The organism is Duganella kummerowiae, from assembly GCF_053572355.1.
This window is the reverse complement of sequence record NZ_JBKFEH010000008.1, coordinates 491,584-513,046: the sequence shown is the minus strand read 5'-3', so window position 1 is coordinate 513,046 and position 21,463 is coordinate 491,584. Positions and strand designations below refer to the sequence as shown.

Sequence of the window (21,463 nt, the reverse complement as noted above, 5' to 3'; positions counted from 1 at the left end):
ATGGCTACCCGTTTCCCCAACCGCAGCGCCGGCTTCACCCTGCTGGAAGTGCTGGTGGCCCTGGTCATCGTCGGCACCGCGCTGGGCGCCTCGCTGCGCGCGGTCGGCAGCCTGACCCAGAACAGCGACGGCCTGCGCGCCTCCATGATGGCGACCTGGTCGGCCGAGAACCGCCTGGTGCAGATGCGCCTGTCCAAGACCTTCCCCAGCGTGGGCAAGACCACGGTAGCCTGCCCGCAGGGCGACCTGGCCCTGATGTGCGAGGAGGAAGTCATCGTCAGCCCGAATCCGCGCCTGCGCCGCATCGAGGTCAGCGTGTATGACCAGGCCCAGCCGGAACGGCGCATCATCAAGCTGGTGCAGCTGGTGCTCAACCAATGAAGCGCGCATCCGGGTTCACGCTGATCGAGCTGCTGGTGGCCATCACCATCCTGGCCATCGTCGCCGTGCTGGGCTGGCGCGGGCTGGACGGCATCATCCGCTCGCGCCAGAACCTGACCCTGCAGATGGAGCAGACGCGCGGCATGCAGCTGGCCTTTGCCCAGATGCAGAACGATTGCGAGAACCTGGCCAGCACCAGCGTCATGGGCACCCATGCCTACCTGCAGGCCGAGGACGACCGCCTGACCCTGGTGCGCATGGTGCTCAACGAGAACCAGCCGTCGCGCCTGCAGGTGGTGTCTTACCGCCTGCGCGACGGCGTGCTGCTGCGGCGCGAATCGCAGGCCACCCGCGACCTGGTCCAGCTCGACACCCTGTGGCAAGCCGCGCTGGGCGACACCGACGCCGCGCCCACGGTGGCGCTGCAGGGCGGCGTGGCTGGCATGAGCATGCGCTTGTGGCGCAACGGCAGCTGGAGCAGCGTCAACGGCACCCAGCAGCAAAGCCAGGCCCAGGCGGCCCAGGCCCAGGGGCCGCTGCTGGTCAATCCCGCCGCCAGCGCCGTGCCGACCGGGCTGGAAGTGTCGCTGCGCCTGCAGGGCCAGGAGGTCCCGCTGGTCAAGGCCCTGCTGCTGGGGGCCATATGAAGCCGGCCCTGAAAACCCGCCAGCGCGGCGTGGCCGTGATCACGGCGCTGCTGCTGACCACCCTGGCGGTGACCATCGTCGCCAGCCTGTTCTGGCAGCAGCAGGTGCAGGTGCGCACCATGGAAAACCAGCGCCTGCAGCTGCAGACGCGCTGGATACTGCGCGGCGCGCTGGACTGGACCCGCTTGATACTGACCCAGAGCGGCCTCGACCTGGCCGGCCTGACCACGGCCAGCGGGGTCTGGGCCACGCCCCTGGCCGAAACCCGGCTCGACCAGTACATCGAACGCGAGCGCACTGACGGCGAGGATTACAACGCCACCCTGTCGGGCCAGATCCAGGATGCGGCCGGGCGTTTCAACCTGAATAACCTGGCCAGGAACCGCGTCGTGCAGCCGGCCCAGCTGGCCGTGTTGCAGCGCCTGCTGGGCTATGTGCAGCTGGACCCCAACCTGGCCGCCGTAGTGGCCCAGCAGGTGGCCAATACCCAGGTAGCCTCCACCCCGGCCCTGCCGCCGGGCGGCACCTCCACTGTGACCCATACCAGCGGCGGCGCCGTCACCACCACCACGGGCACCACCGGCACCACCACGGGCGCCACCGCCAGCGCGTCCGGCAGCGGCGGCAGCGAGCCCATGCCCCTGCAGAGGGTCGAGGACTTGCTGGCCACCACAGGTTTTACCGCCGACAGCATCGAAAAGCTGCGCGACCTGGTGGTGCTGCTGCCCGAGCAGACCCCGCTCAACGTGAACACGGCGCCGGCCGAGGTGCTGGCCGCGCTGGTGCCGAATATGTCGGTATCGGAAGCGGCGGCGCTGGTCAATACGCGCCAGCGCATTTACTATCGCAACACGGCCGATTTCACCACCGCGCTCAACGGGCGGGTGGTGCCGGCCGGGGTGTCCATCGATGTGCGCAGCAATTATTTCCTGGTGCAGAGCAGCGTACGGCTGGACCGCGCCGCGCTCGACACCGTATCGCTGCTGCGGCGCGGCGACGCCGCGCAAAGCTACCGCACCACGGTGCTGTGGATAAGGGAATACTGAACGGTGATACTGAACGGCCATAACGAAAGCGAGTTCCTTTGACTACCTTATTTATCCGCTATCCGGCCCGTGCCAGCGTCGACAGCGGGGCGGCCCAGACCTGCCCCTATGCGCTGGTGGGCGACGGCGGCCACCTGCAGCAGCAGGGCGCGGACGCGCTCGGCAACCTGGGCCAGCTGGTGGCCGGCGCCCAGCGCGTGGTGCTGATACTGGCCGCGGCCGACGTCAGCCTGCTGCGCGTGGCGGCGCCGCCGCTGTCCGGCGCGCGCCTGAAGGCGGCCCTGCCGGCCCTGGTGGAAGACCAGCTGCTGGGCGATCCGGCCGACTGCGTGCTGGGCGCGGCCCCGGCCGAGGACGACGGCGTGCGTACCGTGGCCGTGGTCCAGCGCGCCTGGCTGGAAGTGCTGGTCAAGGCCCTGGTGGCGCAGGGCGCGCACCGGGTGGCAGCCGTGCCGGCCCAGCTGTGCCTGCCGTTCCAGCCCGGCGCCGTATCCGCCGCCATCACGGCCGGGGAGGGCGGCTATGAACTGGCCATGCGCCAGTCGCCCTTCCAGGGCGTGGGCCTGAGCCTGGCGCTGGATCCGGAAGCAGCCCTGCACACCGTGCGCGCGCTGGCCGGCAGCGAGCCGGTCACCCTGTACCTGCCGCAAGCGCTGGCGGCCCAGTTCGCCCCGGTGCTGGCGCGCCTGGCGGACGCCGGCCAGCTGCACGGCGTCGCCCTGGCGGAGGATAACTGGGCGCACTGGATATCGGCCGCGCGCGCGGCCCAGCCCGACCTGGCCGCCGGCCTGGGCGCGCTGGGCACCACGGCGCGCCGCTGGCAGCAATGGCGCTGGCCGGTCCGGCTGGCGCTGCTGGCGCTGCTGGTCAACGTGGCCGGCCTCAACATCGAATGGCTGCGCATGAAGCGCGAGGCCGACGCCGTGCGCCTGGCCATGCTGCGCACCTTCAAGGCCGCCTACCCCAACGACGCGCCGCTGTATCCGCTGGAGCAGATGCGGCGCAACCTGGCCACGGCCAAGGGCAACAGCGGCCAGCTGGCCCCCGATGAATTCACCGCCCTGGGAGCGGCCCTGGGTGAAGCGCTGTCGGTGCTGCCCCGCAAGGATGTGATCGATACCCTGGAATACAAGGAACGCGCATTGCTGGTCAAACTCAAACCCAACGTGGTCGACGCGGCGGCCCAGGCCCAGGTCAGGAGCGCCCTGGCGGCGCGCAAGCTGGAGCTGTCCGAGCCGCAACCGGGCTCCTGGCGCATCAGCCTGGCCGGAGGAAAGGCATGAACAAGTTCAAGCAAACCCTGGCCGCGCAGCAGGCGCGCGGCCAGCAATGGTGGCAGGCCCGCAGCGAACAGGAGCGCCGCATGCTGGCGCTGGGCGGCGTCTTCCTGGCGCTGGTGCTGTTCTATCTGGTGCTGCTGGACCCGGCCCTGAGCGGACGCGAGCGCCTGCGCAAGGAATTGCCGCAGCTGCGCCAGGACGCCGCTGAAATGCAGGCCCTGGCCATGCAGGCCTCGGCCCTGAACAGCCAGCCCGCCATCGCGCCGCCGCCCATGAGCAAGGACAGCCTGACCGCCAGCCTGGCGGCGCGCAGCCTCACGGCGCAGTCGATCGCCCTGACCGGCGAATACGCCAAGCTGCAGCTGAAAGGCGTATCCTTTGCGGGCCTGGTGGACTGGCTGGACGTGCAGCGGCGCGACTACCGCATCGCCGTGCAGGAAGCGTCGTTCACGGCGCAAAGCCCGGAGGGCCAGGTGGACGCCATCCTGACGCTGCACCAGGGACAGGGCCGCCCATGAGGCGCAAGCTGTCCTGGCTGCTGCTGGCGCTGCTGACTGCGCTGCTGACCCTGCTGGTGTTCCTGCCGGCCACCTGGGTGGCGTCCGCGGTGGAAAACCGCACTGGCGGCCGTTTGACCCTGGGCGACGCGCAGGGTACGCTGTGGCGGGGTTCGGCCTTCATCGGCGGCGCCGCCAGCGGCAATGGACCGGTGACGCCGCTCTTGCCGGGGCGCTTCCAGTGGCGCATTTCGCCGCTGGCGCTGCTGGGTATGGTTGAGGTGCAGCTGGACAATCCCGACGCCCTGGCCCAGCCGGTGCTGCTCAAGGGCGGCTGGCGCGAGTGGCAGGTCAGCCCCTCGGCCCTGCTGCTGCCGGCCGATGGCCTGGCCGGGCTGGGCGCGCCGCTGAACACGCTGGCGCCCAGCGGCAGCATGCGCCTGTCGTGGACCGGGCTGCAGCTGGTGCTGGAGCAAGGCGCGCTGGCCGTCAACGGCCGCACCACGCTGGAGATGGCGGACATGGGTTCGCGCCTGTCGCCCGTGCGTCCGCTTGGCAGCTACACGCTGGCGCTGGACTGGCATGGGCAGCAGGCCGGCCTGACGCTCAGTTCGATCAAAGGCCCGCTGCTGCTGAGCGGGTCCGGCAGCCTGAATCAAGGCCGTTTGCAGTTTTCCGGACAGGCCGAGGCCGCCGCCGGGTTTGAAGATACGCTGGCCAATCTGTTGAATTTGCTGGGTCAGCGCCGTGCCAACAGCGAGAAGAACATCATCGCCTTAGAGTTCAGATAATGAAAAAACCGTCCGTGAAGTCCTCCCACACCGCCGTTCCCGCCCTGCGCCGCCTGGGCGCAGGCGCCATGCTGTGCGGCGCGCTGGCCGCCGTCCCCATCGTGGCGCCGCTGCCGGCGCTGGCCCAGGCCGGCGACGAGGCCGCCCTCAACTTCGTCGGCGCCGACATCGAATCGGTGATCAAGGCGGTGGGCCACTACACCAACATCACCTTCGTGATCGATCCGCGCGTGAAAGGGACGCTGACCCTGGTGTCGGAAAAATCGATCAGCAAGAGCCAGGCCTTCAGCCTGCTGACCACCGCCCTGCGCCTGCAGGGCTATGCCGTGGTCAGCGGCGACGGCTATGCCAAGGTGGTGCCGGAGGCGGACGCCAAGCTGCAGTCGGGGCCGATCACGGTGGGCTCGGCGCCCACCAAGATCAAGGGCGACCAGATCGTCAGCCAGGTCTTCCACCTGAACTTCGAGTCGGCCGCCAACGTGGTGACCGTGCTGCGCCCGCTGATCTCGCCCAACAACACCATCAACGCCAACCCCGGCAACAACTCGGTGGTGATCACCGACTACGCCGACAACCTGGCGCGCCTGGCCAAGATCATTGCCGCCCTGGACGCCCCGGCCACCTCCGAGCTGGACGTGATCCCGGTGCGCTACGCCATCGCCAGCGACCTGGCCGCCATGCTCAACAAGCTCATGGATTCCACCGGCGGCAGCGGCGGCGCCGGCGGCGGCGATTCCAAGGTCAGCGTGCTGGCCGACCCGCGCACCAATTCGCTGGTGCTGCGCGCACCCTCGCAAGCCCGTTCCAACCTGGCCAAGTCGCTGATCGCCAAGCTGGACCAGCCGACCACCGAGCTGGGCAATGTGCACGTGGTGTACCTGAAGAATGCCGAGGCCACCAAGCTGGCCGCCACCCTGCGTTCCGTGATGACCGGCGACTCCTCCGGCGGCGGCAGTTCCGCCAGCGGCACCAGCAGCCAGAACAGCCAGGGCGGCAGCAGCAGCAACACCGGCGGCGGCTTTGGCAACAGCGCCAACAGCAACTCCAGCGGCAGCGGCAGCTCGTCCAGCGGCCCGACCAATCCGCTGCTGACCGGCAGCGGCGCCAGCAACCAGCAGGCTGGCGGCGGCGCCGGCTACATCCAGGCCGACGCCACCACCAACACCCTGATCATCACCGCGCCCGATGCCGTGTACCGCAACCTGCGCGCCGTGATCGACCAGCTGGACGTGCGCCGTGCCCAGGTCTACATCGAATCGCTGATCGTGGAAGTGACCTCGGACAAGGCCTCGGAATTCGGCGTGCAGTGGATAGGCGCCACCGGCAACAGCAACAGCACCTACCGCATCGGCGGGCTGTCGTCCTATTCGAACGGCAGCGGCGGCAGCATCACCAGCCTGGCCACCTCGGCCCTGTCCAGCTCGACCAGCACCACGCTGCCGGGCGACGGCTTCTCGATCGGCCTGTTCAAGCAGGTCGCGGGCGGCCTGGGCCTGGGCGCGCTGGCGCACTCGCTGGAAAGCGACGGCAACGCCAACATCCTGTCCACGCCCAACATGATCACGCTGGACAATGAACTGGCTTCCATCAAGGTGGGCCAGAACGTGCCCATCCTGACCGGCCAGTACAGCACCACCAGCACCACCAGCAGCAATCCGTTCCAGACCTACGACCGCAAGGACGTGGGCCTGATGCTCAAGGTGCGGCCGCAGATCTCGGAAGGCGGCACCATCAAGATGGCGATCTACCACGAGACTTCCAGCGTGGACAAGTCGACCATCAGCTCGACCTCGGGCGTGACCCTGAACACCCGCGTGATCGAGAACAACATCGTGGCCGACGATGGCCAGATCATCGTGCTGGGCGGCCTGATCGAGGACAGCACCAGCGACTCCACCGACGGCGTGCATGGCCTGGCCGACATTCCGGTGCTGGGCAACCTGTTCAAGTCGCAGTCGCGCGCCCGCAAGAAAACCAATTTGATGGTGTTCCTGCGCCCGGTGGTGATACGCACCAAGGAGCAGAGCTCCAGCCTGGCGGCCGACCGCTACGACTACATGCGCGCCGGCCAGCAAGCCATCCAGCCCAAGCCCAGCGCGCTGCTGTCGGATTTCGGCCAGCCGGTGCTGCCGGAGCTGAAGAACGGCCAGCCGGTCAACAGCCCGGTCACGGCCAAGCCGGTGCCGCCGGCGCCGCTGCCGGCCCAGCGCCAGGCGCCGGGCGCGGCCGAGAACGTGCCCCCGCAAGGCGTGCCGCAGCAATGAACAACCTGCTGCCCTACGCCTACGCGCGCGACCACTTGCTGCTGGCCCGGGCCGGCGACACGGCCGACGCCTCCCCCCACGGCGAGGTCGAGGTGCTGGTGTGCGCCGCCACCGCGCCGTCCGCCATTGCCGAGGTGTCGCGCCGCTACGGCCGCATACGCCTGCACACCCTGCCGCGCGCCGAGCTGGACGAGGCGGTCGCGGCGGCCTATGCCAATGCCGGCGGCAACGCCTCGCTGGTGGCCGACGAATTCGACGCCGACCTCGACCTGACCCGCTTGCTGCAGGACGTGCCGGCCATCGAGGACTTGCTGGAATCGTCCGACGATGCGCCCGTGATACGCATGATCAACGCGCTCCTGACCCAGGCCCTGCGCGACGGCGCTTCCGACATCCACATCGAACCGTTCGAGCAAACCTCGGTGGTGCGCTTCCGGGTGGACGGCACCTTGCGCGACATCGTGCGGCCGCGCAAGGCCATCCACGGTTCGCTGGTGTCGCGCATCAAGATCATGGCCCAGCTGGACATTGCCGAGAAGCGCTTGCCGCAGGATGGCCGCATCACCCTGCGCATAGGCGGCAAGCCGGTCGACGTGCGCGTTTCCACCCTGCCCACCGGCCATGGCGAGCGCGCCGTGCTGCGCTTGCTGGACAAGGAAGCCGGGCGCCTCAGCCTGCAGCACCTGGGCATGAGCGAGGCCATGCTGCCGCAGTTTAACGGCCTGATCAACCAGCCGCACGGCATCGTGCTGGTCACCGGACCCACCGGCTCGGGCAAGACCACCACCCTGTACGCGGCGCTGTCGCTGCTGAACGCCAGCACCACCAACATCATGACGGTGGAAGACCCGGTCGAGTACGACCTGCCCGGCGTGGGCCAGACCCAGGTCAACGCGCGCATCGACATGACCTTCGCCAAGGCCCTGCGCGCCATCCTGCGCCAGGACCCGGACGTGATCATGATAGGCGAGATCCGCGACCTGGAAACGGCGCAGATCGCGGTGCAGGCTTCGCTGACCGGCCACCTGGTGCTGGCCACCCTGCACACCAACGACGCCGCCGCCGCCGTCACCCGTTTGCTGGACATGGGCATAGAACCGTTCCTGCTGTCATCCACCCTGCTGGGGGTGCTGGCGCAGCGCCTGGTGCGCAAGCTGTGCGGCAATTGCAAGCGCTACGACGGCCAGGAGTGGCACGCGGTCGGCTGCGAGCAGTGCGGCCATACGGGCTACCAGGGCCGGGTCGGCATCTACGAGCTGCTGCAGACGACCGAGCAGATCCGGGCCCAGATCCACGACCGCGCTTCCGAAGCCGAGGTCAAGGCGGCCGCACTGGCCACCGGCATGCAGACCATGCGCGAGGATGGCGAGCGCTGGCTGCGCGAGGGCGTCACCACCCGCGCCGAGCTGCTGCGCGTGGCCAAGGATTAAGCCATGCCGGCCTTCCGTTATGAAGCCGTCGATGCCGGCGGCGCCACCAAGAAGGGCGTGCTGAACGCCGACAGTCCGCGCTCGGCGCGCGCCGAGCTGAAAAGCCTGGGCCTGGTGCCGCTCAAGGTGGACGCCATCGCGGCCCAGGTCGACGCCAGCGGCGCCACCCGCCGCCGCGGCCTGGGCGAGCGCCTGTCCACGGTGGAACTGGCCCTGTTCACGCGCCAGCTGGCCAGCCTGCTGGAAGCGGGGCTGCCGCTGGAGCAGGCGTTTACCGCCCTGCTGGAGCAGGCCGAGCGGGCCTATGTGCGCGACCTGATCGCCTCGATCCGCTCCGAAGTGATAGGCGGGGCCGCGCTGTCGGACGTGCTGGCGCGCCATCCGCGTGACTTTGCCGAGATCTACCGCGCCCTGGTGGCCTCGGGCGAGCAGATCGGCCAGCTGTCGCGCGTGCTGTCGCGCCTGGCCGACTACATCGAGCGCCGCAACGCGCTGGTGCAGAAGGTGCGGCTGGCCTTCCTGTATCCGGCCATCGTCAGCGTGGTGGCGTTTGCCATCGTGATTTTCCTCTTGACCTATGTGGTGCCGCAAATCGTCTCGGTGTTTGCCAACACCAAGCAGAAGCTGCCGCTGCTGACCATTGTCATGCTGGCCGTGTCGGACTTCGTGCGCCACTACGGCATCGTGCTGGCGGTGGCGCTGGTGGGCGCCTGGTTCGGCTGGCGCAGGGCCTTGCAGAACCCGGCGCTCAAGCGGCGCTGGCATACCTGGCTGCTGGACGCGCCGCTGTACGGCAAGTTCGAGCGCAGCATGAACACTTCGCGCTTCGCCAGCACCCTGGCCATCACCTCCGGTTCCGGCGTGCCGATCCTGCGCGCGCTGCAGACCAGCCGCGACACCCTGTCCAACGTGGCCATGGCTGATCTCGTCGACCAGGCCACCGACAATGTACGCGAGGGCGTCAGCCTGGCGCGCGCGCTGTCGGCCCAAAAGCATTTTCCGCCCATGCTGATCCACATGATACGGGCCGGCGAAATCACGGGCGAGCTGCCGGCCATGCTGGACCGCGCCGCCGCCGCCCAGGAGCAGGACCTGGAGCGCCGCACCCTGACCATTGCCGGCCTGCTGGAGCCGGTGCTGATCCTGGCCATGGGCGTGGTGGTGCTGCTGATCGTGCTGGCGGTGCTGATGCCCATCATAGAAATCAACCAGCTGGTGCGCTGACAAAGGAAGCCATGAAGCGTTTGCCCTTATTCGTATCGATCGCCGCCGTGGTGGCCTTGTCCGCCTCGCTGGCGTATTGGGGACTGCAGCTGTTCAAGCCGCCGCAGCGCCCGATAGCGCCGCCGCCCATGCTGGGGCCGCCGGAGCCCGGCATCGCGGCGGCCCAGGGGCTGTTTGGCGGCCAGATCGCCGTGGCCCAGGTCAGCAACTACCAGCTCAAGGGTGTGGTGGCCTCGGTGCGCGGCGGCGGCGCCAGCGCCGCCATCCTGTCGGCCGACAACAAGCCGGCCGTGGCCCTGGGCGTGGGACGCGAAGTGGCGCCCGGCGTGACGGTCAAGGAAGTCCATCCCAAGTATGTGCTGCTGTCGGAAGGCGGCGTGGTCAAGCGTGTGGACCTGGCCAGCGACCAGGGCGCGCGCAGCGAGGGCGGCATGACGCCCGGCATGGCGCCGCCCGCCAATGTGCAGCCCCCGGCCGCGCCGCAGACGGCGCCGGCCCAGCCGGTGCAGCCGCCGCAGAATCCGCCGGCCCAGAACCCGCGCCCGGGCGCTCCTGCCCCCGGCAACGACAACTAAGTGAGGCCGGCCATGCGCACCCGGCACCGATGGCTGGCGGCCTGCGGCGCCGTCCTCTTGCTGGCCGCGCTGCCCGGCCATGGCGCCGGCAGGGCCGCCCCGGCGCCGGAAGCGGCGGGGCAGTCCGGCGTCGCTCAGGCCGGCTCAACTCAGGCTGGCGGTTTGCAGGCCGGCGCCGCGCAGGACAGTCCAGAACAGGCCGCTGCGCATGCCGGCGCCGCAGGGGGCAGCGCCATGCAGCTTCCTGCCGGACAGGCGACCGCCGCGCAGGAGGGCGCCGCGCAGGCCGCTGCTGCGTCGGAGGCTGGCGCCCTGCGTCCGCTGATGGCGCCACCCCCCAAGCTCTTGCCGCTGCCGCCACAGGCGCCGCTGGGCGCGCCGCACCGGCCCAAGGTGGCGCTGGTGCTGTCCGGCGGCGGGGCGCGCGGTTTCGCCCACATCGGTGTGCTGCGCGTGCTGCAGGAGCTGCATGTCCCGGTCGACTTCGTGGTCGGGACCAGCATGGGTAGCGTGGTCGGCGGCGCCTACGCTGCCGGCAGCTCGGTGGCGCGGCTGGAACAGCTGGTGCGGCGCACCGACTGGAATGCCGTCATCGCCGACCGTCCGCCGCGCGACCAGCTGGCCTACCGCCGCCGCGAAGAAGACCGTCTGCTGCCCTCGCGCATCGAATTCGGGGTCGAGCCGGATGGCCTGACCCTGCCGCCCGCCGCCGCCGGGAACGAGGCGCTGGAACTGGCCCTGACCAGCGTGCTGCCGGCCGGCACCCGCGACAAGCCGGTCAACCAGCTGCAGCTGCCGTTCCGATCGGTGGCCTCGGACCTGGTCACGGGCGAGCTGGTGGAGCTGGGCGACACCCCGCTGTTCCAGACCATGCGCGCCTCGCTGGCGGTGCCGGGCGTGTTCGCGCCGGTGCGGGTCAAGCAGCGGCTGCTGGTCGATGGCGGCCTGGTGCGCAACCTGCCGGTGGACGTGGCGCGCGCCATGGGCGCCGACGTGGTCATCGCCGTCAACGTCGGCACCCCGCTGGCGCCGGAGAAGGAGCTGGGCAGCGCCATCGGCGTGGCGCAGCAGATGCTGCAAATCCTCACCGAGCAGAACGTGCAGCGCTCGCTGCGCGAGCTGGGGCCCAAGGACATCTTGCTGGCGCCTAACCTGGACGGCATCAGCTTCCTCGACTTCTCGCGTCACGACCGCGCCATCCGCGCCGGCGAAGCGGCCGCGCGCGGCGCCAGCGCCCGGCTGCTGCAGCTGGCGTTGCCGGAAGCGGACTACATTGCCTATGAACAGTCGCGCCTGGCGGCGCCGCCGGCGGCCGACCAGGCCCGCACCCTGGTGGGTGTGCGGGTCGAACCCAGCGGCAATATCAATCCCACGGTGCTGGAAGTGCAGTCCGGCCTCAAGGTGGGGCAGGCGGTCACGGTGGAGCAGGCGCAGGAGGCTGGTGCCTCGCTGTTCGCGCGCGGCGACCTGGCGCGGGTCGAAACCGAGGTGTATGACGGTGCTTCGGGGCGCAGCGTGGTGATCAAGCCGACCGAGGCCGAGTGGGCGCAAAGCCGGCTGCGCCTGGGCCTGGAGCTGAGCAGCGACTTCAGCGACAACAGTGATTTCGAGCTCAAGGGGCTTTACGTGCGGTCCTCGCTGAACGACTGGGATGGCGAGCTGCGCCTGGGCGCCAGCATAGGCACCAATCGCACCCTGGGTGTGCAGTGGTGGCAGCCGCTGGGGCCGGGGTCGCAGTGGTACCTGACCCCGGCGCTGCAATATGGCGCGGCCTCGGCCGACCTGTTCAGCGACAGCGGTTTCCGGCGCGCGCGCCAGCGCTACAACTACAACACCCGCAGCATCGGCTTCGGGCGCCAGCTGGGCAACTGGGGCGACCTGCGGCTGTCGGTGGGGCGCGAGAGCGTCAGTTCGCACCTGAGCATTCCGGAAGACCTGAGCGTCGCCAAGGTGCGTCGTACGGTGCATGAGCTGGCGTTCAATGTGGACACCCTGGACTCGATCGCCTTCCCCACGCGTGGCACGCTGTTCAGCCTGGATTGGGCGCGCTCATCCAGCAATGGCGGCTCCGCGATTCCGCTGTCGCAGCAGAGCGTGCAGGGGCTGGAAGCCTTCCATACAGGGCGCTGGGCCGGCCACGTGTATGCCGAATGGGCGCGCAGCCAGAGCGGGCCGGCGCCGCTGTCGCTGGGCGGCTTCCTGCGGCTGTCGGGCACGGCGCCGGAATCGATCGCCGGCAACCGCGTGGTGCTGGGGCGGGTGGTGATGGCGCGCAGCATAGGCGCCATGCCGGCCACGCTGGGTGGCCAGGTGCGGCTGGGCTTTTCGCTGGAAGCGGGCGGCGGCTACGGCCCCGGCAATCCGCTGCACTGGGGCTCGCTGCGCCAGGCCGCCAGCGGCTTCGTGGCGGTCGACACCCGCTTCGGCCCACTGTACTTCGGCGCCGGCACGACCAAGGGCAGCACCAGCAGTCTGTACATGTTCCTCGGCCCCATCTGGTAGAGACGGCTTAAACGCTCCCCAGGTGTCCATCCCCCGGGTGTCAGGTCTGCCATTGGTACATGGGTCTGCCTTAAAAAGCGAGCTCATGTACTATTGGCAGATCTGACACCGGGGTTGGGGTTGGACACTGGGATTTACACCAGGGTTTCCGGCGGGGGACATCGGGTTTATTTGGGGCGGCGCAGGGCGGTGAAGGCGGCGAATTCCCAGGAGCGGAAGCCCACCAGCAGGGTGAAGCCGTCGCGCTCGGATGGCGCCAGGCGGCGGTCGTTCTGGTGCAGGCGCGCCAGCTCGGCCGCCAGCTGCTGTATGCGCCCCTGCAGCTCCTGCGCGCTGGCTTGCGACAGGCGCGCTGGCAAACACAGCAGGGTCTCGCCGCCGCCGTTGAAGGCGCCGCTGAAGTAGTCGTCCACCACGTGGGCGCGGAAGAATTGCTGCACCGGGCCGTCCGCCAGCCAACGGAAGGCGTTCGAGACCCGCAGGCTGTAGCGGTTCAGCGGCTTGAGCTCGATCAGCCCCAGGCGGTCCAGCTCGGCCAGCAGCATGATGCAGTCGGTCTCGCTCAACTGGTAAGTTTCCAGCACCTGCTCCACGCTCCAGTGCCCCAGGCAGCAGATCGCCATCAGCAGCAATCGGGGATTGGCCACCAGCGACTTTTCCTGCGTCAGGGTGAGGGTGTCGGCGTGCGGCGTGGCGTCGGCCGCGCCGCGCAGCACGTCCTCCAGCGCAATGCCGGCCGCCTTGCAGATCTGCGCCAGCCGCGACAAGGTCATGTCCTGCTGCCCGAACATGCGCTTGACGCTGGACTCGCTCATGCTGATGCGCTCGGCCAGCATCTTGTAGGTCACGCCAGCGGCGCGCATCTGGGTGCGCAGCACCTGCAGCAGCAGTTCGGGAGAGCTCATGGGATGTGCTTGGTAAATAAACAAAGGTATCGTAGCACGATACCCGCCGGGGTGGCAGATCGGATTTGGCATAATCCGGTAGTACAAGGTGCGCTGCTGTAGCAAACTCTGCCGCATATCAACACCAAACGGGAGCGCAGCATGAAAACACTGTACGCAGGATTGCTGGCACTGGCGGCCGGCATGGCCGGTGCGGCGGAGCAGTCGCCGTGGTATGCCGGCGTCGATATCGGGGTCGCGTCCAATTACGCCAGCAACGGCCAGAGCGGCCGCGCCTATCTGGGCTACGAGCTGGGCACGGTACAGGCGCTGGAGATGCAGCAGGTGCAGTCGCTGGAACTGGTCGGCTACAGCCTGGGCGTGCGCCGCGAGAACAATTTCAGCGGCTACCGTACGCGGGACGATATCCGCGCCGAGGGCGTGGGACTAGCCTGGGCCACCGCGCTGAACCTGGGCGGCAAGGCGGCGCTGCACACCCGCCTGGGCGCAGGCTACACCCGCGCCGACCTGCGTGGACAAAGCAGGGACTACGGCAACCTGCTGGCCGGCGTAGGCCTGTCGTACGCCGTGAACGACAGGATCAGGCTGCGCACCGACCTCAGCTACACGCCCGTCAAGCTGGGGCGCGATGACCGGGTCCACCACACCATGCTGTCAACCGGCGTCGGCGTGGCATTCTGAAGATCAAGCCAGGAGCGGGCGCCAGCAACGGCGCCCGCCTTTTATTCGTCCGGATCGGGCTTAAGACTGGCCTTGGCCAGGGCCCGCTTGGCGGCCTGGCGCTCGGACGCTTGCGGCTTGGCGTGCGGACCGGCGCCGCCGGCGCGCAGCCTGGCCGCCAGCGCCACCGGGTTGCGCGGCGGCTTTTGCGACGGCTCCACCCGTATCCGCATCTTCTGCCGCGTGGCCAGCGCCTTGTTTGCCATTACAGTACGTAGCGCGACAGGTCTTCGTTGACCGACAGCGCATCGAGCCGCTGGTTGACGTAGGCCGCATCGATCACGATGGTCTGGCCGCTCTGCTCGCTGGCCGTGAAGGAGATTTCCTCCAGCAGCTTTTCCATCACCGTGTACAGGCGGCGCGCGCCAATGTTCTCGGTGCGCTCGTTGACGGAAAACGCGATCTCGGCCAGGCGGTGTATGCCTTCCTGGGCGAATTCGACTTTCACGTCCTCGGTGGCCAGCAGGGCTTCGTACTGCTTGGTCAGGCAGGCGTCGGTGCTGGTCAGGATGCGCTCGAAGTCGGCAATCGACAGCGATTCCAGCTCGACCCGGATCGGGAAGCGGCCCTGCAGCTCCGGGATCAGGTCGGACGGCTTGGCCAGGTGGAAGGCGCCGGAGGCGATGAACAGGATGTGGTCGGTCTTGATCATGCCGTACTTGGTGTTGACCGTGGTGCCCTCCACCAGCGGCAGCAGGTCGCGCTGCACGCCGGCGCGCGAGACGTCGGCGCCGCCGATCTCCGAACGTGAGGCGATCTTGTCGATCTCGTCCAGGAACACGATGCCGTTCTGCTCCACGTTCTGGATGGCCTTCTGCTTCATCTCTTCTTCATTGACCAGCTTGGCGGCTTCCTCCTCGACCAGGATCTTCATGGCTTCCTTGATCTTGATCTTGCGCGCCTTCTTGCGGTTGCCGCCTATGCCGGAGAACATGGACTTGATCTGCTCCGTCATTTCCTCCATGCCGGGCGGGGCCATGATTTCCATTTGCGGGGCCTGCTCGGCCAGCTCGATCTCGATTTCCTTGTCGTCCAGCTCGCCCTGGCGCAGGCGCTTGCGGAAGGTCTGTCGGGTGGCGTTGGCGCTGCCCGATTCGGTGGTCGGCGTGCCGCTGCCGAAGCCGAAGTCGCGCGCCGGCGGCACCAGGATGTCGATCACGCGGTCCTCGGCGGCATCCTCGGCGCGCGCGCGCACCTTGGCCACCTCGGCCGAGCGGGTCTGCTTGACGCCGATGTCGACCAGGTCGCGGATGATGGTGTCCACGTCGCGGCCCACGTAGCCGACCTCGGTGAACTTGGTGGCTTCGATCTTGATGAAGGGGGCGTCGGCCAGCTTGGCCAGGCGGCGCGCGATCTCGGTCTTGCCGACCCCGGTCGGGCCTATCATGAGGATGTTCTTGGGGGTGATCTCGTGGCGCAGCGGTTCCTCGACCTGCTGGCGGCGCCAGCGGTTGCGCAGGGCGATGGCGACGGCGCGCTTGGCCTTGCCTTGGCCGACCACATGCTTGTCGAGTTCTCCGACGATTTCCAGCGGTGTCATGTTCATGGGGGGTCCGTCAGTCCAGGGTTTCAATGATGTGCGACAGATTGGTGTAGATGCACAGTTCGCCGGCGATGGTCAGTGATTTTTTGACAATCTCGGCGGGCGACAGTTCCGTATTCTCCAGCAGCGCCTTGGCGGCCGACTGGGCATAGGTGCCGCCGGAGCCGATGGCGCCTATGCCATCCTCCGGTTCCAGCACGTCGCCATTCCCCGTGATCACCAGCGTCGATTGGGCATCGGCCACCAGCAGCATGGCTTCCAGGCGGCGCAGCACGCGGTCGGTGCGCCAGTCCTTGGCCAGCTCGACCGATGCGCGCAGCAGATTGCCCTGGTGTTTTTCCAGCTTGGCCTCGAAGCGGTCCAGCAGGGTGAAGGCGTCGGCCGTGCCGCCGGCAAAGCCGACCATCACCTTGCCCTGGTACAGCTTGCGCACCTTGCGCGCCGAGCCCTTCATGACGATATTGCCCAGCGTGACCTGGCCGTCGCCGCCCAGTGCCACCTGGTTGCCGCGGCGCACGCTCAGGATGGTGGTGCCGTGAAATTGTTCCATACAAACTCCTCAATGGTGTCCGCCCAACATGGGGACGGGGCGGGCGATTGCAAGGCGGGCAAGGGCGATGGAAGCGACCCCATCAAGAGCATGCCGGACGTAAAACGGCGTAAAAAAAGCACGCCCTGCAACAGGCGTGCTTTCGGTGTCGGCGTGGCCGGCGACTCAGTCGCCGTACAGCTTCTGCTTGAGCTCGCGGCGTTGCTGGGCTTCCAGCGACAGGGTGGCGGTGGGACGGGCGATCAGGCGCGGGATGCCGATCGGTTCGCCGGTTTCCTCGCACCAGCCATAGTCGCCGCCATCGATGGCGACGATGGATTGCTGCACTTTCTTCAGCAGCTTGCGTTCGCGGTCGCGCGTGCGCAGTTCCAGCGCATGCTCTTCCTCGATGGTGGCGCGGTCGGCCGGATCGGGGACCAGTACGGTTTCGCGCAGGTGCTCGGTGGTTTCGCCGGCGTTTTTCAGCAGTTCTTTCTCCAGCGCCTGCAGCTTGGCTTTGAAGAAGGCCATCTGAGCAGGATTCATGTAATCCTTCTCATCCATCGCCAGGATTTCTTCCTCGGTCAGAATGCGTTCGCTGGCGGCGGGGGTCGATTTGTTGGTTTTAGTCATCACTTCGCTTACCTTCGTACGACGAGTTGTCAAATTGCTTGCCGGGGTGTTGCAGGTCGATCTGATTGTGGCACTTTTTGCCTCGCATTGCCAACCCTACAAAAAAGCCGGGTTAGTTTATACCAGACATTGTTCTAATCCGCTAATAAAGATGTCTTTGGGCAGATTTTTACCTATAAATACCATTTTGCTCTCGCGCACTTCGTTTTCGCCCCACTTGGCGCCCAGGTCGGTGCCCATGATCTGGTGCACGCCCTGGAACACCACCTTGCGGTCGGCGTCGCGCATCAGCAGCACGCCCTTGTAGCGCAGCATGCGCGGTCCGTAGACGTTGACCAGGCCGCCCAGGAACTCGTCCAGCTTGGCGGTGTCGAAGGGACGGGTGCTCTTGAACACGAAGGCCGCCACTTCGTCGGTGTGGTGGCCGTGGTGGTGGTCGTGGTGATCATGGCGGTGGCTGGGGTGGTCGCAGTGTTCGCCATGCTCGTGGTCGTGGTGGTGATGGTGTTCGTGCTCCTCGGCCGCCAGGAAATCCGGATCCAGTTCCAGCTTGTCGTTGAGGTTGAAGCCGCGCAGGTCCAGCACCTCGGTGATGGGGGCCTTGCCGAAGTCGGACACGCTGACCGGCGCGCGCGGGTTGATGCGGGCCAGGCGGTGGCGCAGCGCATCCAGCTGTTCCGCCGTGACCAGGTCGGTCTTGGACAGCAGGATCTTGTCGGCGAACCCGACCTGGCGCTGGGCTTCCTCGTACTGGTCCAGCTGTTCCATGGCGTGGCGGGCGTCCACCACGGTGACCACGGCGTCCAGCATGTAGTGAGTGCCCACTTCCTCGTCGATGAAGAAGGTTTGCGCCACCGGGCCCGGATTGGCCAGGCCGGTGGTCTCGATCACCACCCGGTCGAACTGCAGCTCGCCCGCCTCGCGCTTGCGGGCCAGGCCGGACAGCGCCACGATCAGGTCGCCGCGCACGGTGCAGCAGATGCAGCCGTTGTTCATTTCCACGATCTGCTCGCTGCTGTCCTGCACCAGGATCTCATTGTCGATGTTTTCCTGGCCGAACTCGTTTTCGATCACGGCAATGCGCTGGCCGTGCTGCTCCTGCAGGATACGGTTCAGGAGGGTGGTCTTGCCGGCGCCGAGGAAGCCGGTGAGGATGGTGGTGGGTATCAGTGCCATAGGCGAGTGCAGTCAGCTTGGGGGGAAAGTCAGGGCAGGCCCTGTAACCGGTCGATTATGCCGGAATTTCGCGCACGCTAGCAAATTGCCTGTTGAGGCGTATCAAGGCGCCGCTATTTTAATTTGGCGCGTGGATGGGCCTGGTCATATACCTGGGCCAGGTGCTGGAAGTCGAGCTGGGTATAGATCTGGGTCGAGGCGATGCTGGCGTGGCCGAGCATGTCCTGCACGGCGCGCAGGTCGCCCGACGATTGCAGCACATGGGAAGCGAAGGAGTGGCGCAGCATGTGCGGGTGTACGTGCACCGGCATGCCGCTGGCGATCGCATGCGCCTTCAGGCGCTGCTGGATGGTGCGCACCGAGACCCGCGTGCCCCTGGACGACAGGAACAGGGCGGCCGAGCCGTCGGCCGGCGCCGGCCGCACGGCCAGCCAGGCGCGCAGGGCGGCGGCCGCGGCCTTGCCGACCGGGACTGTGCGCACCTTGCTGCCCTTGCCGGTGACGCGCACCTCGTTCTGCTCCAGGTCTATCCAGCCGGCCGATGCCTTGCCGTGCGGGCCGGCCGGCATGTGGTGGGTGTCCAGCGTGGCCAGCTCGGACACCCGCAGTCCGCTCGAATACAGCAGCTCGAACATGGCCAGGCTGCACAGCTGGTCGGCCTCGGGCGCGTCGCCGGCGTGCGGACGCGGCGCGTCCAGCAGGCGCATGGCGTCGTCCACCGGCAGCGCGCGCGGCAGGCCCCTTGGACGGCGCGGCGCGCGCACGCCCTGGACCGGATTGGCGGCCAGCGTCCCTTGCCGTCCTTGCCAGGCAAAGAAGCCGCGCCAGGACGACAGCTTGCGGGCGATGCTGCGCGGCCCCAGGCCCTGGGCGTGCAGGCGCGCCGCCAGGCGGCGGATGTCATGCTGGGATAGTGTGGTCCAGTCGCCTTCGCCGGCCAGGCTGGCCAGCTGCAGCAGGTCGCGCCGGTAGGCGGCGATGGTCAGCGGCGCCAGCCGCAGCTCGGCGCGCAGATGCTCCAGGTAGGCGTCCAGCTGGGTGTCCGCCCTTTGCATGCTCAGGCCAGCAGCCAGGCCAGCGCCGTGCTGGCGGTCTCGCCCATGTGGACCAGGAAGTCGGTGGCCATCAGCGAGGTGAAGCGGGCCGGATCGGCCGAGCCCATCACCAGCAGGCCGAAGGCTTGCTTGTCGCCCGGCTTGCGCAGCGGGATCATGACGATGGAGCTGACGCCGCTGGCGTCGTCCAGCCAGCGCACCGCCTCGAATTCCTTGTTGTCGCCGCAGTAGGGCGCGCGCAGGCTGTTGGCGAACAGGCGGGCGTCGTCCGATACGCCGCTGGCAAACCACTCGCTGGTGTAGTCGGGCTGCACGCCCCAGATGCGCACGGTCACTTGCGGCACCTCGAACGCCACCTTGAGGCCGTTGGCGACCGCATGCGGCATGGAACCCTCGTCCTCGCATTGCAGCAGGATCTGGGTCCACTTGTGGAATTTGTTGGCGATGGCTTCGTTTTCGGACGCCAGGCGCATCAGGTTGGACATGCGCAGTTCCAGCGCCTTGTACTTGTCGCGCATGACTTCCATCTGCCGTTCCTGCAGCGAAACGGCGCGGCCGGTCAGGGCGCTGGCCAGCTTGAAGTCGGCCAGCAGGCTGGCGTGCTCGTCGAAAAACTGCGGATGTTCGGTCAGGTATTGGGCGACGAGGTTGGAATCCAGTTGGGTGCTCATTGAATGTGTTCTGTGAGGGGAAAGCAACTGGCATTCTAACCGACCCCGCGCACAATAGAAGGCGGCCATGCACGCATGGCCGCCCTTTGTTGCTTACAAGCCCGTCAGAAGATGTGGCGGATGCCCAGGTCGTAGTAGTTGACGGAGGTTTCCGACTTCATGCCGGCGCCGGTCTGGGCCAGCGGCTGCTTGCGGTTGGAAGCGTCCACGTAGATGATGGTGCGCTTGGACAGGTCGTACTCGTAGCCCACCGAGGCCTGCTTGGTCTTCACGTAGCCGTCCGGGTTCTTCTGGCCGTAGCCCAGCAGCACCTTGCCGGGGCCGACCAGCCAGTTGGCGCCCAGCACCCAGGCCTTGGTGTCGGTATCGGTGAACTTGGTGTGGCTCTGGTCCTGGCTGATGTAGTTGGCGAACAGCTTCCATTCCTGCACCGGCGCCAGGGTGGCGCCCACTGCCCACACCTTCGATTCGATGGCGTTGCGCTCATAGGCCAGCATGCCGGCGAACGGGCCGTTGGTGTAGGTGCCGGACAGCGAGAACGGATTGGCGCTGGCCTGGGCGCCCACCGGATACTGCGGTGCGGCGGCCGTGCCCTTGCCGATGATGGCGGTGGCCAGGCCATTGTTTTCCTTGGTGCCGACGGTGGCGTTGAACTGGAACCCGCTCATCACCGGGCTGTTGTAGAACACCGCATTGGCCATGCGGTTGCCGGAATTGCCGGCCGGACCCAGGGGGTCGGAGCCGGAACCGAAGGCGGTCTGGAAGCCGGCCACCTGCAGGTCGGTCTGGAAACCGGCCACGGCGGGAATGCCGGCCCACGGCTCGAAGGCCAGGCTGGTTTCCTGGAAGGCGGTCAGGCCGCGGCCCAGGCGCACGGTGCCAAAGCCGCCCTGCAGGCCGACCCGGCTCTGGCCCTGGAACAGCGGACGGGTGGTGCTTTCGTTGGTGCCGGTGTCCGGCTCGAAGCGGATTTCCAGCTGGAACAGGGCCTTGAGGCCGTCGCCCAGATCCTCGGTGCCGCGGAAGCCGATACGGTTGTTGTCGCGCTTGCCTTCCGACAGGGTGCCGCCGCTGCGCTTGTACAGGCCGACGTCCACCACGCCGTAGATGGCGACGGAGGATTGCGCCAGGGCGGTGCTGCACGCCGCGCCCATGACGGCCAGGGCCACTAAAGATTTTTTCATCGCGTATTTCCTTTAAAAGTGAGTCGGACTACTGAAGCTGGGATGACTCGAACCTTACTGGCAGGGCGCGGCCATCTTGCGGGTATGGTCGATTCCGGGCAGCTGTGATGGTCGAAAGCTGCGGAACCCCGGCCCAATGTGGTTTTTTTGTAACGGTTGCCCAGGTTCCCGTGCCTGAGGCCGCTTTCGTTGCCTTGCGGTTACAAAGCAGCTCTAGGTTACAAGGCGGGACGGGGCACCCGATTTGTGAAACATCAAGCGCGTCGCCGGTTCGGGTGCGCGGTGTGGCGCGAAACGCACGCCTGGCCGCCGAATGCGGGCAGGTAAGCGATTTCGATCGGACTGAGCAATTTTTTTCATGGCAAGATGGGCCGACTCATAGCTTCTTAACATCACCACCAACGATGGCT

The 21,463-nt window shown here is 67.7% G+C and carries 21 protein-coding genes; 12 read left to right on the top strand and 9 right to left on the bottom strand.

Annotated features, from left to right (window positions below; translation table 11 throughout):
• Genes gspI through ACLB1G_RS10055 form a run of 11 tightly spaced genes read left to right on the top strand, consistent with a single transcriptional unit; the run spans position 1 to position 12,637 of the window.
• Positions 1 to 381 (top strand): type II secretion system minor pseudopilin GspI, encoded by a 381-nt coding sequence (gene gspI / locus ACLB1G_RS10105; protein WP_491627064.1) that lies wholly within the window; start codon positions 1 to 3, stop codon positions 379 to 381.
• Positions 378 to 1,028 carry a PulJ/GspJ family protein gene (locus ACLB1G_RS10100; RefSeq protein ID WP_491627063.1) on the top strand — a complete coding sequence of 217 codons (651 nt, stop codon included), beginning with the start codon at positions 378 to 380 and terminating at the stop codon, positions 1,026 to 1,028. Before gspI ends, ACLB1G_RS10100 begins: the two co-directional genes overlap by 4 nt.
• The gene (gene gspK / locus ACLB1G_RS10095) at positions 1,025 to 2,074 is read left to right on the top strand and encodes a type II secretion system minor pseudopilin GspK (RefSeq protein WP_491627062.1); all 1,050 of its coding nucleotides are present in this window, start codon (positions 1,025 to 1,027) and stop codon (positions 2,072 to 2,074) included. Before ACLB1G_RS10100 ends, gspK begins: the two co-directional genes overlap by 4 nt.
• Before the next feature lie 38 nt (positions 2,075 to 2,112).
• Positions 2,113 to 3,357: a type II secretion system protein GspL gene (gene gspL, locus ACLB1G_RS10090; protein ID WP_491627061.1), complete on the top strand. Its 1,245-nt coding sequence runs from the start codon at positions 2,113 to 2,115 to the stop codon at positions 3,355 to 3,357.
• Positions 3,354 to 3,872 (top strand): type II secretion system protein M, encoded by a 519-nt coding sequence (locus ACLB1G_RS10085; protein ID WP_491627060.1) that lies wholly within the window; start codon positions 3,354 to 3,356, stop codon positions 3,870 to 3,872. Before gspL ends, ACLB1G_RS10085 begins: the two co-directional genes overlap by 4 nt.
• Positions 3,869 to 4,642 carry a type II secretion system protein N gene (locus ACLB1G_RS10080; protein ID WP_491627059.1) on the top strand — a complete coding sequence of 258 codons (774 nt, stop codon included), beginning with the start codon at positions 3,869 to 3,871 and terminating at the stop codon, positions 4,640 to 4,642. Before ACLB1G_RS10085 ends, ACLB1G_RS10080 begins: the two co-directional genes overlap by 4 nt.
• Positions 4,642 to 6,906 (top strand): type II secretion system secretin GspD, encoded by a 2,265-nt coding sequence (gene gspD / locus ACLB1G_RS10075; RefSeq protein WP_491627058.1) that lies wholly within the window; start codon positions 4,642 to 4,644, stop codon positions 6,904 to 6,906. The genes ACLB1G_RS10080 and gspD overlap by 1 nt, the downstream gene beginning before the upstream one ends.
• The gene (gspE, locus tag ACLB1G_RS10070; RefSeq protein WP_491627057.1) at positions 6,903 to 8,336 is read left to right on the top strand and encodes a type II secretion system ATPase GspE; all 1,434 of its coding nucleotides are present in this window, start codon (positions 6,903 to 6,905) and stop codon (positions 8,334 to 8,336) included. Before gspD ends, gspE begins: the two co-directional genes overlap by 4 nt.
• 3 nt (positions 8,337 to 8,339) lie before the next feature.
• Positions 8,340 to 9,560, top strand: a complete 1,221-nt coding sequence (gene gspF, locus ACLB1G_RS10065; protein ID WP_491627056.1) for a type II secretion system inner membrane protein GspF — start codon at positions 8,340 to 8,342, stop codon at positions 9,558 to 9,560.
• Positions 9,561 to 9,571: 11 nt separating this feature from the next.
• The gene (locus ACLB1G_RS10060; protein ID WP_491627055.1) at positions 9,572 to 10,135 is read left to right on the top strand and encodes a type II secretion system protein N; all 564 of its coding nucleotides are present in this window, start codon (positions 9,572 to 9,574) and stop codon (positions 10,133 to 10,135) included.
• 12 nt (positions 10,136 to 10,147) lie between these two features.
• Complete coding sequence (locus tag ACLB1G_RS10055; protein WP_491627054.1) at positions 10,148 to 12,637, top strand: patatin-like phospholipase family protein; 2,490 nt, start codon at positions 10,148 to 10,150, stop codon at positions 12,635 to 12,637.
• A gap of 167 nt (positions 12,638 to 12,804) precedes the next feature.
• Here the strand turns inward: ACLB1G_RS10055 and ACLB1G_RS10050 are convergent, their stop codons facing one another.
• Positions 12,805 to 13,542, bottom strand: coding sequence for a helix-turn-helix domain-containing protein (locus ACLB1G_RS10050; RefSeq protein WP_491627053.1), 738 nt, complete (start codon positions 13,540 to 13,542; stop codon positions 12,805 to 12,807).
• Between the two features lie 141 nt (positions 13,543 to 13,683).
• Here ACLB1G_RS10050 and ACLB1G_RS10045 point away from each other — a divergent pair, with 141 nt between their 5' ends.
• A complete protein-coding gene (locus ACLB1G_RS10045; protein WP_491627052.1) occupies positions 13,684 to 14,223 on the top strand; it encodes an outer membrane beta-barrel protein in 540 nt (179 codons plus the stop codon).
• Between the two features lie 41 nt (positions 14,224 to 14,264).
• Here the strand turns inward: ACLB1G_RS10045 and ACLB1G_RS10040 are convergent, their stop codons facing one another.
• The 8 genes from ACLB1G_RS10040 to ACLB1G_RS10005 all read right to left on the bottom strand — a co-directional run bounded on the left by ACLB1G_RS10040 (position 14,265) and on the right by ACLB1G_RS10005 (position 21,053).
• Complete coding sequence (locus ACLB1G_RS10040) at positions 14,265 to 14,468, bottom strand: hypothetical protein (RefSeq protein WP_491627051.1); 204 nt, start codon at positions 14,466 to 14,468, stop codon at positions 14,265 to 14,267.
• Positions 14,468 to 15,808, bottom strand: a complete 1,341-nt coding sequence (gene hslU / locus ACLB1G_RS10035; RefSeq protein WP_491627050.1) for an ATP-dependent protease ATPase subunit HslU — start codon at positions 15,806 to 15,808, stop codon at positions 14,468 to 14,470. The genes ACLB1G_RS10040 and hslU overlap by 1 nt, the downstream gene beginning before the upstream one ends.
• Before the next feature lie 10 nt (positions 15,809 to 15,818).
• Positions 15,819 to 16,355 carry an ATP-dependent protease subunit HslV gene (gene hslV, locus ACLB1G_RS10030; RefSeq protein ID WP_491627049.1) on the bottom strand — a complete coding sequence of 179 codons (537 nt, stop codon included), beginning with the start codon at positions 16,353 to 16,355 and terminating at the stop codon, positions 15,819 to 15,821.
• A 165-nt stretch (positions 16,356 to 16,520) separates the two neighbouring features.
• On the bottom strand, positions 16,521 to 16,967 hold the full coding sequence (dksA, locus tag ACLB1G_RS10025; protein WP_491627048.1) for an RNA polymerase-binding protein DksA: 447 nt from the start codon (positions 16,965 to 16,967) through the stop codon (positions 16,521 to 16,523).
• A gap of 117 nt (positions 16,968 to 17,084) precedes the next feature.
• On the bottom strand, positions 17,085 to 18,143 hold the full coding sequence (locus ACLB1G_RS10020) for a CobW family GTP-binding protein (RefSeq protein WP_491627047.1): 1,059 nt from the start codon (positions 18,141 to 18,143) through the stop codon (positions 17,085 to 17,087).
• Positions 18,144 to 18,256: 113 nt separating this feature from the next.
• Complete coding sequence (locus ACLB1G_RS10015) at positions 18,257 to 19,198, bottom strand: tyrosine recombinase XerC (RefSeq protein WP_491627046.1); 942 nt, start codon at positions 19,196 to 19,198, stop codon at positions 18,257 to 18,259.
• 2 nt (positions 19,199 to 19,200) lie between these two features.
• The gene (locus tag ACLB1G_RS10010) at positions 19,201 to 19,869 is read right to left on the bottom strand and encodes a DUF484 family protein (protein WP_491627045.1); all 669 of its coding nucleotides are present in this window, start codon (positions 19,867 to 19,869) and stop codon (positions 19,201 to 19,203) included.
• A gap of 104 nt (positions 19,870 to 19,973) precedes the next feature.
• On the bottom strand, positions 19,974 to 21,053 hold the full coding sequence (locus ACLB1G_RS10005; RefSeq protein ID WP_491627044.1) for a porin: 1,080 nt from the start codon (positions 21,051 to 21,053) through the stop codon (positions 19,974 to 19,976).
• Positions 21,054 to 21,463: the final 410 nt, after the last annotated feature.

Bases quoted from the DNA above. Each gene is read 5' to 3' on its own strand.
- hslV (WP_491627049.1), bottom strand. From the start codon at position 16,355: ATGGAACAATTTCACGGCACCACCATCCTGAGCGTGCGCCGCGGCAAC.
- gspI (WP_491627064.1), top strand. From the start codon at position 1: ATGGCTACCCGTTTCCCCAACCGCAGCGCCGGCTTCACCCTGCTGGAA.
- ACLB1G_RS10015 (WP_491627046.1), bottom strand. From the start codon at position 19,198: ATGCAAAGGGCGGACACCCAGCTGGACGCCTACCTGGAGCATCTGCGC.
- hslU (WP_491627050.1), bottom strand. From the start codon at position 15,808: ATGAACATGACACCGCTGGAAATCGTCGGAGAACTCGACAAGCATGTG.
- ACLB1G_RS10060 (WP_491627055.1), top strand. From the start codon at position 9,572: ATGAAGCGTTTGCCCTTATTCGTATCGATCGCCGCCGTGGTGGCCTTG.
- gspD (WP_491627058.1), top strand. From the start codon at position 4,642: ATGAAAAAACCGTCCGTGAAGTCCTCCCACACCGCCGTTCCCGCCCTG.
- dksA (WP_491627048.1), bottom strand. From the start codon at position 16,967: ATGACTAAAACCAACAAATCGACCCCCGCCGCCAGCGAACGCATTCTG.
- ACLB1G_RS10080 (WP_491627059.1), top strand. From the start codon at position 3,869: ATGAGGCGCAAGCTGTCCTGGCTGCTGCTGGCGCTGCTGACTGCGCTG.
- gspK (WP_491627062.1), top strand. From the start codon at position 1,025: ATGAAGCCGGCCCTGAAAACCCGCCAGCGCGGCGTGGCCGTGATCACG.
- ACLB1G_RS10020 (WP_491627047.1), bottom strand. From the start codon at position 18,143: ATGGCACTGATACCCACCACCATCCTCACCGGCTTCCTCGGCGCCGGC.
- gspF (WP_491627056.1), top strand. From the start codon at position 8,340: ATGCCGGCCTTCCGTTATGAAGCCGTCGATGCCGGCGGCGCCACCAAG.
- ACLB1G_RS10055 (WP_491627054.1), top strand. From the start codon at position 10,148: ATGCGCACCCGGCACCGATGGCTGGCGGCCTGCGGCGCCGTCCTCTTG.
- ACLB1G_RS10050 (WP_491627053.1), bottom strand. From the start codon at position 13,542: ATGAGCTCTCCCGAACTGCTGCTGCAGGTGCTGCGCACCCAGATGCGC.
- ACLB1G_RS10045 (WP_491627052.1), top strand. From the start codon at position 13,684: ATGAAAACACTGTACGCAGGATTGCTGGCACTGGCGGCCGGCATGGCC.
- ACLB1G_RS10085 (WP_491627060.1), top strand. From the start codon at position 3,354: ATGAACAAGTTCAAGCAAACCCTGGCCGCGCAGCAGGCGCGCGGCCAG.
- gspE (WP_491627057.1), top strand. From the start codon at position 6,903: ATGAACAACCTGCTGCCCTACGCCTACGCGCGCGACCACTTGCTGCTG.
- ACLB1G_RS10005 (WP_491627044.1), bottom strand. From the start codon at position 21,053: ATGAAAAAATCTTTAGTGGCCCTGGCCGTCATGGGCGCGGCGTGCAGC.
- ACLB1G_RS10100 (WP_491627063.1), top strand. From the start codon at position 378: ATGAAGCGCGCATCCGGGTTCACGCTGATCGAGCTGCTGGTGGCCATC.
- ACLB1G_RS10010 (WP_491627045.1), bottom strand. From the start codon at position 19,869: ATGAGCACCCAACTGGATTCCAACCTCGTCGCCCAATACCTGACCGAA.
- ACLB1G_RS10040 (WP_491627051.1), bottom strand. From the start codon at position 14,468: ATGGCAAACAAGGCGCTGGCCACGCGGCAGAAGATGCGGATACGGGTG.